General features: G+C 68.9%; 11 protein-coding genes. 6 read left to right on the forward strand and 5 right to left on the reverse strand.

Annotated features, from left to right (window positions below):
• Positions 1-55: 55 nt before the first annotated feature.
• From E2169_RS13255 to E2169_RS13270, 4 genes are all read left to right on the forward strand, one after another.
• Positions 56-2,821: a VIT domain-containing protein gene (locus E2169_RS13255; protein WP_229659231.1), complete on the forward strand. Its 2,766-nt coding sequence runs from the start codon at positions 56-58 to the stop codon at positions 2,819-2,821.
• 261 nt (positions 2,822-3,082) lie between these two features.
• Positions 3,083-3,637: a YdeI/OmpD-associated family protein gene (locus E2169_RS13260; protein WP_132987094.1), complete on the forward strand. Its 555-nt coding sequence runs from the start codon at positions 3,083-3,085 to the stop codon at positions 3,635-3,637.
• A gap of 79 nt (positions 3,638-3,716) precedes the next feature.
• On the forward strand, positions 3,717-4,076 hold the full coding sequence (locus E2169_RS13265) for an ArsR/SmtB family transcription factor (RefSeq protein WP_132987095.1): 360 nt from the start codon (positions 3,717-3,719) through the stop codon (positions 4,074-4,076).
• Positions 4,073-4,603 carry an SRPBCC family protein gene (locus E2169_RS13270; protein ID WP_132987096.1) on the forward strand — a complete coding sequence of 177 codons (531 nt, stop codon included), beginning with the start codon at positions 4,073-4,075 and terminating at the stop codon, positions 4,601-4,603. The genes E2169_RS13265 and E2169_RS13270 overlap by 4 nt, the downstream gene beginning before the upstream one ends.
• A 160-nt stretch (positions 4,604-4,763) precedes the next feature.
• Here E2169_RS13270 and E2169_RS13275 read toward each other — a convergent pair whose 3' ends face one another.
• Both E2169_RS13275 and E2169_RS13280 read right to left on the reverse strand, forming a co-directional pair.
• Positions 4,764-5,231 carry a hypothetical protein gene (locus E2169_RS13275; RefSeq protein ID WP_132987097.1) on the reverse strand — a complete coding sequence of 156 codons (468 nt, stop codon included), beginning with the start codon at positions 5,229-5,231 and terminating at the stop codon, positions 4,764-4,766.
• Positions 5,232-5,364: 133 nt separating this feature from the next.
• The gene (locus tag E2169_RS13280; RefSeq protein WP_132987098.1) at positions 5,365-6,042 is read right to left on the reverse strand and encodes a class I SAM-dependent methyltransferase; all 678 of its coding nucleotides are present in this window, start codon (positions 6,040-6,042) and stop codon (positions 5,365-5,367) included.
• Positions 6,043-6,093: 51 nt separating this feature from the next.
• On the opposite strand from E2169_RS13280, the gene E2169_RS13285 reads away from it, so the two are divergent.
• On the forward strand, positions 6,094-6,540 hold the full coding sequence (locus E2169_RS13285) for an RrF2 family transcriptional regulator (RefSeq protein ID WP_132987106.1): 447 nt from the start codon (positions 6,094-6,096) through the stop codon (positions 6,538-6,540).
• Positions 6,537-7,433 (forward strand): NAD(P)/FAD-dependent oxidoreductase, encoded by an 897-nt coding sequence (locus E2169_RS13290; protein ID WP_132987099.1) that lies wholly within the window; start codon positions 6,537-6,539, stop codon positions 7,431-7,433. The genes E2169_RS13285 and E2169_RS13290 overlap by 4 nt, the downstream gene beginning before the upstream one ends.
• A 142-nt stretch (positions 7,434-7,575) precedes the next feature.
• On the opposite strand, the gene E2169_RS13295 is transcribed toward E2169_RS13290, so the two are convergent.
• The 3 genes from E2169_RS13295 to htpG all read right to left on the reverse strand — a co-directional run bounded on the left by E2169_RS13295 (position 7,576) and on the right by htpG (position 10,868).
• Positions 7,576-8,394, reverse strand: coding sequence for a type II toxin-antitoxin system RelE/ParE family toxin (locus E2169_RS13295; protein WP_132987100.1), 819 nt, complete (start codon positions 8,392-8,394; stop codon positions 7,576-7,578).
• 23 nt (positions 8,395-8,417) lie between these two features.
• On the reverse strand, positions 8,418-8,843 hold the full coding sequence (locus E2169_RS13300) for a DUF3597 domain-containing protein (protein WP_132987101.1): 426 nt from the start codon (positions 8,841-8,843) through the stop codon (positions 8,418-8,420).
• 99 nt (positions 8,844-8,942) lie between these two features.
• Complete coding sequence (htpG, locus tag E2169_RS13305; RefSeq protein WP_132987102.1) at positions 8,943-10,868, reverse strand: molecular chaperone HtpG; 1,926 nt, start codon at positions 10,866-10,868, stop codon at positions 8,943-8,945.
• Between the last annotated feature and the right edge of the window lie 243 nt (positions 10,869-11,111).

An 11,111-nucleotide genomic window follows, 5' to 3' on the forward strand; every position in this document is an offset into this window, starting at 1 on the left:
CCTCTGCATGTCGTGGGCATCGCCTGCGCAGGAGCCAGACCGTCGCATCGCGCCCATGGTCATGCAGGCCAAGCATGCCGAGGTGCCGGTCCGGCTCGCGTCGGCGGCCATCGTGGTCGATGCCGCAGCGGGCATGGCGCAGACGACCATCGACATGACCTTCCACAATCCCAACGCGCGGGTGCTGGAGGGTCGGCTCGAGTTCCCGCTGCAGCCGGGCCAGAGCGTGGTCGGGTTCGCCTTGGACATCGATGGGCGGATGCGCGATGCCGTGCCGGTCGAAAAGGAGCGCGCCCGACAGGTGTTCGAATCCATCGAGCGCCGCCAGGTCGACCCGGGCCTGCTGGAGCAGACGCAGGGCGAGTTCTTCCGGGTGCGGGTCTATCCGCTTCCGCCGCGTGGGGAGCGCCGCGTGCGGGTCATCGTGTCCGAAGCCCTCCGACGCGACACCGCGGGGTGGTCGACAACCGTGCCGCTGCAGTTCGCGCGCGAACTGCCGGAGGTGCAGGTCACCGTGCGTTCCGCCGAAGCGCCGGTCGTCACCGGCACCGTGCGCCAGGTGCGTGTCGCGAGCAGTACCGGCGAGCACCGCATCGCGGTCGGGCGCGGAAACACGCGTCCCGGACAGGGCATCACGCTGCAGTTCCCGGGCGCGGCCGCACCGCGCTTCCACAGCCAGCGGCATGGCGACGGCACGTACTTCGTGGCCGAGGTCCCCGCCGGTGGCGCCGCGGTGGAACGCCGGCTGCCCGGCTCGGTCGGCCTGCTCTGGGATGCCTCGATGTCCGGGGCGCGGCGCGCGCACGATCTCGAGTTCGCGCTGCTCGATGCCTACTTCCGCAAGGCGGGCACGGTCGACGTGCAGCTGGTCCGGCTGCGCGATGTCGCGGATCCGGTCGAGCGCTTCCAGGTCCGCAACGGCGACTGGTCGGCATTGCGTCGTGCGCTGGAAGGCACGGTGTACGACGGCGCGACGCGTCCCGATGGCTGGCGATCTGATCCGGGCGTCGGCGAGTACCTGCTGTTCGGCGACGGCCTGTTCAACTACGGCGCGTCCGGATTCCCCAGCCTCGGCCCTGCGCAGCGCCTGTTCGCCGTGCATGCGGGCGGCGGCGGCGACAGCGCGCGCCTGCAGGCATTGGCCGAGGCCAGCGGTGGCGCCTTCATCGGCATCCGCGACAGCGCCGGGCTGGCGGCGGCCGAACGCGAACTCCTTCATGACGCGCCGCGATTGACGACCCTGGAGGGCCGCGGCGTGACCGACCTGGTCGCCGCGTCCATCCACGCGCGCGACGGGGTGTTCCGGGTCGCAGGGCGCTTGGCCGAGGCCCAGTCCTCGCTGCGACTGCAGGTCACCGACGCCGCGGGCAACCACCGGTCGGTCGACGTTCCGCTCGATACCCTCGTCGAGGGCCATCTCGCGGCGCGCGTCTGGGCGAGCTACCGGCTCGCCGCGCTCCAGTCCGACCCGCGCCGACACAGTGCCGCCATGGCCGGACTCGGCAAGGACTTCGGCATGGTGACGCCGCAGACCTCGCTGCTGGTGCTCGACGACGTGGAGGACTACGTCCGCTACGACATCCAGCCTCCCGCGGAACTGCGCGAGGCGTTCGCGCGGCTGCAGGGCGAGCGGGAACGCACGCATTCGGCGGGACGGCAGCAGCGGCTCGACGCCATCGCCGAGGCCTGGAATGCACGCGTGGAGTGGTGGGAAGCCCCGTTCCCGAAGGACGGCCGGGGTCCGTCCAGCGCGTCGGCTGAGTCTGAAGAGCCGCCCGTGGTGTTCGACGACCCCTCGCCGGTCGACACGCCCGCGCCGTCGCCGGCCCCGCCCGCATCGGCCGCGCCGGCGTCCCTCGATCGGATCGAAGTCACGGGCTCGCGGGTCGAAGAGGGCGACGTGGCCGCGGCCGGCACATCCATCACGCTGGCGCCCTGGCGCTCCGACGCGCCCGCGGCGCGACGCTTGCGCCAGCTCCCCGCCGACCAGGTGTATCCGCACTACCTCGACGAGCGTGCGCGCAACGCGTCGGGGACGGCGTTCTACCTCGATGTCGCCGATGTCCTGTTCGAGAAGAAGCAGCCGGCGCTGGCGCTGCGCGTGCTGTCCAACCTGGCCGAGATGGACCTCGAGAACCGCCACGTGCTGCGCGTGCTCGGCTATCGCCTGATGCAGGCCGGGCACCCGCAGCTCGCCGTCGACGTGCTCGAGCGCGTGCAGGAGATGGGTGGCGAGGAGCCGCAGACGTACCGCGACCTCGGGCTTGCGTACGCGGCGGCCGGCCGACCGCAGGAGGCGATCGAGCGCCTGTACGAGGTCGTCGAGGGGGAGTGGGACCCGCGCTTCAGCGGAGTGTCGGAAATCGCGCTTGCGGAACTCAACGGCATCGTCGCCGCTTCCCGGTCGCCGCTCGACACGTCGTTCGTCGACCGCCGCCTGCTCCGCAATCTGCCGCTCGCACTCAGGACGGTGCTGAGCTGGGATAGCGACAACAGCGACATGGACCTGTGGGTGACCGATCCCGATGGCGAGAGGGCGTACTACGGCAACCGCCTGACCTACCAGGGCGGGCGCATGTCGCAGGACCTCACAGGCGGATACGGGCCGAAGGAATTCGCCCTTCGCAAGGCCAGGCGGGGGACGTACAAGGTCGAGGCGAACTTCTTCGGTGACCGCCAGCAGCTCGTGACCGGCGCCACCACGCTGCAGCTGTGGCTGTCTACCAACTTCGGACAGGCGAACCAGCACGACCGCGCCGTGACGCTCCGGCTGACGGACGTGCGCGAGACCGTGCTGGTCGGGGAATTCGAAGTGGAATAAATCTTCGGCCAGAGAAAGGAAGGCCCGCGATGCGGGCCTTTTTCGTGTCTGCGGACGCGGCCGGGCCTACTTCAGGCCATGGTGCTCCAGCAACGGCTCCAGGCTCGGCTCCTTCTTGGTGACTTGTCCACCAGCGCCTGCGGCATCGCCTCGCCAGCCTCTTGGTGCTTGGCGTACTTTGCGAACACCTTCGGATCCAGCGCCCACAACGCGTTGATTCGTTGAATTTATTCGCATTCGTCCCGGTGCTAAGGTTTCGACATGGCCAAGCTCCCGCCCGCCACGGTTCGCTTCAAGGCAGTCCTCCACCGGCCCGCGCAGCCGAAGACCGCTACCTGGGCCTTCCTCATCCTTCCCGAAGCCGCGAGCGCCAAGCTGCCGACCCGCAGCCAGGTAACGGTGGAGGGCACCTTCGCCTCAGCGCCGTTCCAGGCCACCTTGGAGCCGGACGGCCAGGGCAGCCACTGGCTGAAAGTCGACAAGGCACTGCTCGAAGCCGCCGGGGTGCAGCCCGGCGACACGGTCACACTGCAGCTCGTTCCAGCGGCGCAGCAGCCCGAGCCGAAGGTGCCGCCCGACCTGCGTGACGCGTTGGCCGCCCACCCCGCCGCAAAGACCACCTGGGACGACATCACCCCCGTCGCCCGCCGCGACTGGATCCAATGGATGACCTCGGGCAAGAAGGCCGAGACGCGCGTGAAGCGCATCGCCACCGCCTGCGACCAACTGGCCTCAGGCAAGCGCCGGGCCTGCTGCTTCGACCGCTCCGGCATGTACAGCCGCGGCAACCTCGGGCCGCCCGAAGCGGCGGACTGACCCGGTCAGGCCTCTTCGCCCCGCCCGATATTCAACCACTGGGTTGACAATCCGGCCGGGATGGAAGAATCTCAACCACATGGTTGAGCATCAGACATTCCGGATGGACGCGGTCTTCCACGCCCTCGGCGACGCCACCCGCCGCCAGATGCTGCAGGAGCTCGCGTCCGGTGAGCAGACGGTCGGCAAGCTCGCCGAGCCGTTCGCAATGTCACTGGCCGCCGCCTCCAAGCACGTCAAAGCCCTGGAGAACGCCGGACTGATCCGGCGCGAGGTGCGCGGGCGGACGCATGTCTGCCGGCTCGAGGCACAGCCGCTCGCCGACGCCCATCGGTGGCTCGCCACGTACGAGCGCTTCTGGAACGGCCGGCTGGATGTCTTGGAGAGCCTGCTCCGCGAGGGCGACGACACAAAACCCGTCAGAGGAAAACGCGCATGAACGATCCGACATCAGCCGGCGGCTACGGCACGCTGACCGACTCCGCCACGCTGCGCATCGAACGTCTTCTTCCAGGACCTGTCGAGCGCGTGTGGGCGTACCTCACTGATGGCGCGCTGCGCCGCCGCTGGCTGGCGGCAGGCGACATGGATGCCGCGGGCGGAACCGTGGAACTGGTCTGGCGCAACGACGAGCTGACCGACCCGCCGGGCGATCGGCCCGAGGGGTTCGGCAGCGAACACAGGATGCAGAGCCGCATCACGGTGTTCGAAGCGCCGAGCCGGCTCGAGTTCACATGGGGCAGCCACGGATCCGTCCTGTTCGAGCTGACGCCACGCGGCGACGAGGTGTTGCTGGTCCTCACCCATAGCCGGATTCCGGATCGCGCGGCGCTGCTGAGCGTCGGGCCCGGCTGGCACGCGCACCTCGACGTGCTGTCGAGCGTGCTCGGCGGAACCGAGCCGAGCCCGTTCTGGGACGCGATCGCCCGCTTGACGACGGACTACGCGCAGCGCTTTCCCGCCTGATCTCATCAGGGAGCCACCCTGTAGCAGGCAAGGCAACCTCGGGCCGCTCGAAGCGGCGGATTGATCGAACCGCGTTCGCTGCAAGCCACGAAGCCTCGACTCGAGCCGCGCTCCTTGCCGGCGGCACCACGCGTGGTGTCCACCTCCACGAGCCGCGAGCTCAGGGGCTGGGGTCGAGCACTATCGACCGCGTCACCGTGAGCTTGTTGGACGTATAGAGGATGGCGATCTCGGAGAAGATCACCTGCCCCCCGGCGTCCGAGGCGACGAACAGGACCATCTCGTTGCCCTGCTCGCGCAGCACGCCGGGCGAGATCAGTTCGTGCCAGGACTGTGCGCCGGCCTTGTCGGCGCGGAAGTGGAACTCGGACGAGGCGTTGATGCGCACGGAAAAGCGCGCGCCGGCGGTGTACTGGGTGCGGAAATACAGCACTGCCGGCAGTCCCGGCACCAGCCCGGGGGCGTCCAGGTCCTGGATGTGGCGGTCGTTGGCGATGTGCTGGCCGTCGGGGATCAGGAAGCCGGAATCCGAACCGGGTACGACAAGGAAGCGCGCGACGCTGGGTTCCTCGTACGTCGGCAGCCCCGGCCGCGGGTTGGCGGGACTGCGGGGAAGGACGGTGGACATGGGGGTGCTCCTGCAAAGTGGGCGGGCACCAGAAAGCGGTCGCGGTGCGCCGGTTCGACCCCTGTGGAATGGACAACGCATGCCCCGCAGCGCCGCGGCCATGTGCTCGACGGGAGCCGGGAGCAATCCTTGACTATGGCGCGCTGTAAGCCACCCATCCCCTGAACGTAAACGCCGCGTAGAACAGCTCCACCCGTTCGAAGCCCGCCTCCCGCAGCAGCGCCACATCGGCATCGGGCGAGAGCACCGGGAGCTTGGCACCGATGCCTTCGATCGCCGCTTTGGCATTTATATGCGGGACGCCCGACGCCATGGCGAAGGCGGCGTAGCGCGTCAACCAGCGCAGCTTGTCTTCGTCGGATTGATCGAAGCTGTGGTGCGCCACGATCAGGGGGGCGCCTGGCTTCAACCGGCGCCGGAGTTCGCCCAGCGTGTGCCGGCGCTCATCCATCGTCAGGAAGTGCAGGGTCAGGAGACACGACGCACCGTCGAATGCCGTCTCGGGTGCGGCGTCGATGGTCCCTTCGATGAGATCTGCGCGCCGGGCAAGCGGGCCCAGGGCATCCGCGGCCAGCTTGAGCATCTGTGGGGACGGATCGACGCCTGCAAAGCGCCATCCAGGGTGGGCTTCGGCAAAGGCTTTCAGCTCCATGCCACCGCCGGCGCCGAGCACGAGCACTCGGCCATCTGCCGGCACCACCTCCGCCAACAGAAGCCCGGCCATGCGGTGCAGTGCAGACAGGCCCGGGACCAGCCGGGCCGCATTGGTCTGGTAGTGGGCGACAGCGTCGGCGTCGGAGAAAGACGTCATGGCGGAGCACCTGCGTTGCAATCGGATCCCATGTGTAACATCATTAGTTACATGAAAACAGACAGCCGCCTGTCCGGCGTACTCCATGCGCTGCTGCACATGGCAGAGCACCCGGGGCCGATGACCTCCGACGCATTGGCGCGTTGTCTCGGCACCCATCCGGTGGTGGTGAGACGCACCATGGGGCTGTTGCGCAAGGCAGGTCTGGTCGGCGCCGATCGCGGCCATGCGGGGGGATGGCGAATCAAGGCCGACCTGCATGCCGTCACCCTGCGCGACCTGCACGAGGCGCTTGGCGAGCCTGCGCTCTTTGCCGTGGGCAATCGCAGCGAGCGTCCCAGCTGTCTGGTCGAACAGGCGGTCAATGCGGCGCTCGACCAGGCGTTCGACGAAGCCGAGGCGCTGCTGATGGAACGCTTTGCAGCCGTCTCGCTGGCCCAGCTGGCCGAGGACTTCGCACGCAGGCATCAGGCACATCGAAACGGAGCAACCGGATGAAGTACGACGTGGCCGTGGTGGGCGGCAGCTATGCAGGCATGGCGGCAGCCCTGCAGCTGCTCAGGGCGCGCCGGACCGTCTTGATCGTTGATGCCGGCAAGCGCAGGAATCGTGCGGCGACCCAGGCCCACGGCTTCCTCGGACAGGATGGCACCGACCCGGGGGAGATTGCCCGGGTGGCAAGAGCGCAGCTGGAGCGCTACGCCACGCTGACCTGGGTCGAGGGCCGCGTGGTGTCTGCAGGCGGCACCAAGGACGATTTCACGATCGCCAGCGAAGACGGCCACGAATACCGGGCCCGACGCCTGCTGTTGGCGACCGGCGTATCGGACGAGCTCCCTCAAGTCCAGGGCTTGGCGGAACGCTGGGGAACCAGCGTCTTCCACTGTCCCTACTGTCATGGGTACGAACTCGACAGTGGCGCCATCGGCGTGATCGCCTCCGGACCCAACTCGGTCCATCAGGCGCGGCTCTTGCCGGAGTGGGGCCAGGTGACATTGTTGACCAATGGCTTGCTCGACCTGGATCCAAACGTGCGGCAGGAGCTGCTGGAGCGTGGTGTGGCCATCGAACCCACTCCGATTGCCGGCATCGAGGGACATGCGGACGTGGTGCTGACGGATGGCCGGACATTGGTCTTCAGCGGGCTGTTCACGGCGCCGCGCAATGCACCGTCCTCTCCAGTCGCGGAGCAGGTGGGGTGCGAGCTCATGGAGACCCCGATGGGCACCCAGGTCAGCACCAACGAGGCCAGGCAGACCAGCGTCGCCGGCGTGTATGCCTGCGGTGACGTGGCACGGGTCCCGCATTCGATTTCGCTGGCGGTGGGCGACGGTGCATGGGCCGGCGCGCAGCTCCACCAGTCCCTCGTATTCCCGGCCGCACAGGCCTGATCGGCGAAGCCGGATTCCGCCGTCGCGCAGCTCGCGACGCTGCGCATCGCGCGCCACCCGCATCGCCCTGCTGCGCTGGCAGATCTTCAACCTGTTGATCTGCAATGGCGCCGTCAGCGGTGGAGGTGCCGATCGGCATGTTTCACCGATACGGCCCCGGCCCCTTCCACACCAGGTCGCCCCGCCGATAGACGCGCTCCATGTTGATGACCTCGCGCGCGTCGCCGATGTCGGCCATTTCGGGAGCGTCGGGCTCGACCAGGCGGCAGGGGCCGGATTCGCGCCTGAGCGCGGTCTCCAGCGGGCAGACCATGTACTGCCGGGCGCCCGGCAGGGGCAGGAAGATCTCCGTCATGCCTTCGTCGCGCCAGGCGCGGATCCGCTCTTCGCTGCGCAGGTCGTAGATGACCTGGAAGCCGCCGACCTCCATGTTGGGTTCGGCGGCAGAGGCGTTGTACCTGCGGCCGCGATAGGCGGCGGGGCTGGGTGCGGGGCCCGCGTTCACGGGCGCGTGGTCTTCCGCGAGCATTCCGGGGGGCTGGCCCCAGGCATGCTGCTGGCGCCGGGGCGCGGGGCGGGCGCTTGCGGGGGGCGGCGTTGCGGCGTCCTGCGGCTCGTCGTCCGCGTCGGGGGGCAGGGGATCCTCGGCCTGCTCGACCTGGACCACCTGGAGGCGTGACGCGGATGGGGGCTGGTCGGCGTCGGGACGGGGCGGCACGCGCTCGCGCGGTGGCGTCGGGAACTCCGGTGGCGACGGGATGGCGTGCGTCACGTCGATGAACTCGACTTCCATCCGGCTGCCGCCGGCGGCGCCATCAGGGTTCGACATCGTGATCGGAGTCGACGACAGCAGAAGCAGCACGAACAGCAGGTGCAGCAGCGCGCTCGAGAGCGCGGCGATCCAGGGATGCAGGCGGTCGAACCGGGGTGCTCGATGCGTGGCTGGACGCCGCGGCGTCACCACCGCGGCGGCGCGGCGCAGCTTCAGTCCTTCAGGTCGTCGGGTACCTTGCCGCCGTTCTCGGCAAGCTTGCGCATCACCGCCTTGTGCAGGGCGATGTTCTGCTCGGCGCTGCCGTGGGCGCCGGCATTCACGTCGAGCTCGGCGGCCAGCTCCTTGCGGGCATCGAGGCTGGATTCGAGGTCGAGCAGCTTCAGCAGGTCGACGATGGAGTGGCGCCAGTCGCTCTTGCCACCTTTCTCTTCGGCCATGGCGGTCAGCACGGCTTCGACGTCGACGGGCTCCGGGATCGGCGCCGGCGTCAGCGCGGGAGGCGCCACGTCAGGGTCGTTCTCGCTGCCATCGAAGATGACGGGCGCGGGCGTGGCGGTGGCTGCCGGGGCAGGCGTCGGTGCGGATGCGGTCTTGCGACCGAAAATGCGATCGCTGATCTTCGAGAACAGGCCCATGGGTCACTCCGGGGGATGTGAGCTGCGATTCTGCAGCTTCGAGGGTGAAATTGCATGACCGGCGGCGAACCGGGGCCCCGGCATGTGCCGGGGCCGGGATCACCCGACCAGCAGGCGGTTCATGCGCTGCACGAAGCCCGCCGGATCCGGCAGCGGTGCGCCCGCGGCCAGCTCGGCCTGCTCCAGCAGCAGGGTTGCCAGGTCGGTCGCGCGGGCGTCGTCGGCTTCGCCCTGCAGCTTGCGGACCAGCGCGTGCTGCGGGTTGATCTCGAGCGTCGGCTTCTGCTCGGGCACCTCCTGGCCGGCTTCGCGCAGCAGGTGCGCGAGGTGCGGCGCCATCTCCCACTCAGACATCGCAAGGCACGAGGGCGAGTCGGTCAGGCGCGCGGAGACGCGCACGTCCTCGACGCGTTCGCCCAGCAGGGCCTTGATGCGCTCCAGCAGCGGTGCCGCGGCGCCGGTGGCGTCCTCGAGCTTCTGCTTCTCGGCCTCGTCCAGCGGGAGCTCGCCCTTGGCCACGTGCTTCAGCGGCGTGTCGGCGTACTCGCGGAACTGGCCCAGCATCCACTCGTCGATGCGGTCGGACATCAGCAGCACTTCGATGTCCTTGGCACGGAAGGCTTCGAGCTGCGGGCTGCCGGCCGCGGCGCGGTAGCCGTCGGCGGTGACGTACCAGATGGCGTCCTGGCCGGGCTGCATGCGGCCGACGTAGTCGTCCAGCGACACGGTCTGCTTCTCGCCCTCGCCCTTGGTGGACGCGAAGCGCAGCAGCTTCGCGATGCGTTCGCGGTTGCCCACGTCCTCGACGATGCCTTCCTTCAGCGTGTTGCCGAAGGCCCTGAGGAAGGTGGCGAACTTCCCGGGCTCGTCGCGCGAGAGCTTCTCGATCAGGTCGAGCACGCGCTTCACGCAGGCGCCCTTGATGCGCTCGAGCTGGCGGTTGTGCTGCAGGATCTCGCGGCTGACGTTGAGCGGAAGGTCGTCGGCATCGACCACGCCGCGCACGAAGCGCAGGTAGTTCGGCAGCAGCTCTTCGGCGGCGTCCATGATGAAGACGCGCTTGATGTAGAGCTTCAGGCCCTTGCGCTCGTCGCGGCCGCCCATCATCAGGTCGAACGGCGGCTGCGCCGGCAGGTACAGCAGGGTGGTGAAGCTCTGGCTGCCTTCGACGCGGTTGTGGGTCCAGGCGGCGGCGTCGTTGAAGTCGTGGCCGAGCGCCTTGTAGAAGTTCTGGTACTCCTCGTCGCTGATGTCCGACTTCGGGCGGGTCCACAGCGCGGAGGCGTCGTTGACCGCCTCCCACTCGGGTGCGGCGTCCGCCCTGGCCGCGCCGTCGTCGCCATCGCTCCCGTTGTCCGCGTCCGAATCCTCATCGCCCGCCGCCGCGTCCTTCGGCATCCGGATCGGGAAGGCGACGTGGTCGGAGTACTTGTGGATCAGCGAGCGCAGGCGCCAGGGCTCGAGGAACTCGTCCTCGTCGGCCTTCAGGTGCAGCACCACGGTGGTGCCGCGCTCGGGCAGTTCGACGTTTTCCAGCGTGTACTCGCCACGCCCGTCGCTCTCCCACTTCACGCCGGCTTCCGGCGCGGCGCCGGTGCGGCGGGTCAGCACGGTCACGCGATCGGCGACCACGAAGGCGGAGTAGAAGCCCACGCCGAACTGCCCGATCAGCCGCGCGTCGGCCTTCTGCTCGCTGCCCATGGCCTCGAGGAAGCGGCGGGTGCCGGAGCTGGCGATGCTGCCGATGTTGGCTACCACCTCGTCGCGGTCCATGCCGATGCCGGTGTCGCGGAGGGTGATGGTGCGCGCGGCCTTGTCCCAGCTGACGTCGATCCGCAGCTCGGCGTCGCCGGCCAGCAGGTCGGGCTGGGCGATGGACTCGAAGCGCAGCTTGTCGCAGGCGTCGGAGGCGTTGGAGATCAGCTCGCGCAGGAAGATCTCCTTGTGCGAGTACAGCGAATGCGTCACCAGGTGCAGGACCTGGGCGACTTCGGCTTCGAATTTGCGGGTTTCGGCGGTGGTCATCGGGTCTCAAGAACATGGTCAGAGAGCCCTTCGATATGCGAGCGGCGGTGGCGATTTCAAGCGCCGCGGGCCGAAAACAGGTTCTTCTCCCAAGTCCGTGGAAATGGGTTCGACGGGGAGTGTCTGCTTCTTTCGCTACGCCTTGTCGTGACCTGGAGGGCCCCGCCGCGGCCGGGAGGCCTTCGCGGCTCATGTCCCCCGGCATCCGCCTGGCGGCGGATGCCTCCTCCTTTACTTCCCCGC

Origin of the sequence: Luteimonas terricola, assembly GCF_004352845.1 — a bacterium.
Classification (GTDB): domain Bacteria; phylum Pseudomonadota; class Gammaproteobacteria; order Xanthomonadales; family Xanthomonadaceae; genus Luteimonas; species Luteimonas terricola.

What these genes read in the sequence shown, in the direction of transcription:
- E2169_RS13255 (WP_229659231.1), top strand. Translation starts at nt 56, where the DNA reads ATGGTCATGCAGGCCAAGCATGCCGAGGTGCCGGTCCGGCTCGCGTCG.
- E2169_RS13260 (WP_132987094.1), top strand. Translation starts at nt 3,083, where the DNA reads ATGGCCAAGCTCCCGCCCGCCACGGTTCGCTTCAAGGCAGTCCTCCAC.
- E2169_RS13265 (WP_132987095.1), top strand. Translation starts at nt 3,717, where the DNA reads ATGGTTGAGCATCAGACATTCCGGATGGACGCGGTCTTCCACGCCCTC.
- E2169_RS13270 (WP_132987096.1), top strand. Translation starts at nt 4,073, where the DNA reads ATGAACGATCCGACATCAGCCGGCGGCTACGGCACGCTGACCGACTCC.
- E2169_RS13275 (WP_132987097.1), bottom strand. Translation starts at nt 5,231, where the DNA reads ATGTCCACCGTCCTTCCCCGCAGTCCCGCCAACCCGCGGCCGGGGCTG.
- E2169_RS13280 (WP_132987098.1), bottom strand. Translation starts at nt 6,042, where the DNA reads ATGACGTCTTTCTCCGACGCCGACGCTGTCGCCCACTACCAGACCAAT.
- E2169_RS13285 (WP_132987106.1), top strand. Translation starts at nt 6,094, where the DNA reads ATGAAAACAGACAGCCGCCTGTCCGGCGTACTCCATGCGCTGCTGCAC.
- E2169_RS13290 (WP_132987099.1), top strand. Translation starts at nt 6,537, where the DNA reads ATGAAGTACGACGTGGCCGTGGTGGGCGGCAGCTATGCAGGCATGGCG.
- E2169_RS13300 (WP_132987101.1), bottom strand. Translation starts at nt 8,843, where the DNA reads ATGGGCCTGTTCTCGAAGATCAGCGATCGCATTTTCGGTCGCAAGACC.
- htpG (WP_132987102.1), bottom strand. Translation starts at nt 10,868, where the DNA reads ATGACCACCGCCGAAACCCGCAAATTCGAAGCCGAAGTCGCCCAGGTC.